The sequence below is a fragment of the Gordonia otitidis NBRC 100426 genome (genome assembly GCF_000248075.1).
Classification (GTDB): Bacteria; Actinomycetota; Actinomycetes; order Mycobacteriales; family Mycobacteriaceae; genus Gordonia; species Gordonia otitidis.
In genome coordinates, this window is the sequence record NZ_BAFB01000021.1 from 1 (window position 1) to 1,899 (window position 1,899).

Genomic DNA, 1,899 nt, shown 5'->3' on the forward strand with positions numbered 1-1,899 from the left:
GGGGCCGTCTATCATCTGCTCACCGACGTGGTGATCGTCGACGACGCCGCACAGGGCGTCGATCTCGCTGTGCAGCACGGGCTTCGATGCGTCACCCGCGACGGCGACCGGATCGGCCCGGCATCGGTCGAGGGCGGGTCGTCGAGGCGTCCGTCGACGCTCGAGGTCACCTCGGCCATCGACACGGCGACGGCCGACCTCGCCGCCGCACGACGGACCACCGAGGAGACGCAGGCGGCGCTCGAGGGCGCGCTCGTCGAACAGCGTGCCCGACGGGAGGCGGCCGAGGAGGCTCTGGCCGCCCTCCACGAATCCGACGCCGCTGTCGGAGGAGCCTACGAACAACTCGCCCGCCTGGGGCAGGAGGTGCGCGCCGCGCGCGCCGAAGCCGACAGACTGACGCGGCAGCGTGACCGGGCCGAAGAGGGCCGCGGCGAGATGCTCGCGACCCTCGCGCAACTACAGGAACGGCTGCGACTGGCTCGCGACGAATCGACACCCGAACCCGTCGAGACCGGGGGGAACGGCGACGAGCGAACCGCCGCTGCCGCTGCTGTCGCGGGTGCGCGCTCGACAGAGATGGAGGCGCGCCTCGCGCTGCGCACCGCAGAAGAGCGCCTCGCGTCGGTACGCGGACGGGCCGACTCGCTACGACGAGCCGCGCAGCGCGAACGGGACGCGCGCGAACGCGCACGGCGACAGGACGAGGCCCGTCGGGTCGCCGCCCGAGTTGCGGCCGAGGTCGCCGACGCCGCGACCGCCGTGTCCGAGCGGCTCGTCGGCGCGGTCGCGACGGCGCAGACCGGACGCGACGAACTCGAGCAGGTCAAGGCTGCGCGCACCGAGACCCTCGAGGCGCTCAAGACCCGGGCAGCGGCGCTGACCGACCAGCTCAACGCCTTGCGCGACTCCGTTCACCGCGACGAGGTGGCACGCGCACAGTCGGCGCTGCGCATCCAACAACTCGAGGAGCAGATCCTCGAGAACTTCGCGATGTCGCCGGACGATCTGATCGCCGAGTACGGTCCCGACGTACCGATGCCCCCCTCGGCGCTGGAGATGTCCGAGTACGAGCAGGCCAAGGAACGCGGAGAGAACGTCGTGGCGCCCGCACCACTCCCGTACGACCGCGCATCCCAGGAGGCTCGCGCGAAGAAGGCGCAGAAGGACCTCAACACTCTCGGCAAGGTGAACCCGCTGGCCCTCGAGGAGTTCGCGGCGCTCGAGGAGCGCTACAGCTTCCTCTCGGCGCAGCTCGAAGACGTCAAGGCGGCGCGAAAAGACCTTCTCGACGTGGTCGAGGACGTCGACGCGCGCATCCTGCAGGTCTTCACCGAGGCCTACGCCGACGTCGAGCGCGAATTCTCCCAGGTGTTCTCGACGCTGTTCCCCGGCGGCGAGGGCCGACTCGTGCTCACCGAGCCCGGTGACATGCTGACGACCGGAGTCGAGGTCGAGGCTCGTCCACCCGGCAAGAAGGTGAAGCGACTGTCGCTGCTGTCCGGCGGCGAGAAGTCGCTGACCGCGGTGGCGATGCTCGTCGCGATCTTCCGTGCGCGGCCCTCCCCGTTCTATGTGATGGACGAGGTCGAGGCCGCACTCGACGACACCAACCTCCGTCGTCTGATCACGCTGTTCGAGCAGCTTCGCGAACGATCGCAACTCATCGTCATCACGCACCAGAAGCCGACGATGGAGGTCGCCGACGCGCTCTACGGCGTGAGCATGCGAGGTGACGGCATCACGACCGTGATCTCGCAGCGTCTACGCGGACAGAACGTCGCCGTGTCGGCGACGACGAGACAGGGCGACGGGGACCTCGACACGGGAGAGAACCACGAGAAGGAAGTCGACGTTCAGCAAGCGAACAGTGCGACAACATAGAGAACGCGCCCTCCG

1 protein-coding gene is annotated in these 1,899 nt (G+C 69.3%); it reads left to right on the forward strand.

The annotated features are described in order from the left end of the window. Positions 1-1,884: AAA family ATPase (locus tag GOOTI_RS02145; protein ID WP_007236904.1), on the forward strand; the 1,884-nt coding region annotated here is incomplete at its 5' end. Positions 1,885-1,899 lie beyond the last annotated feature (15 nt).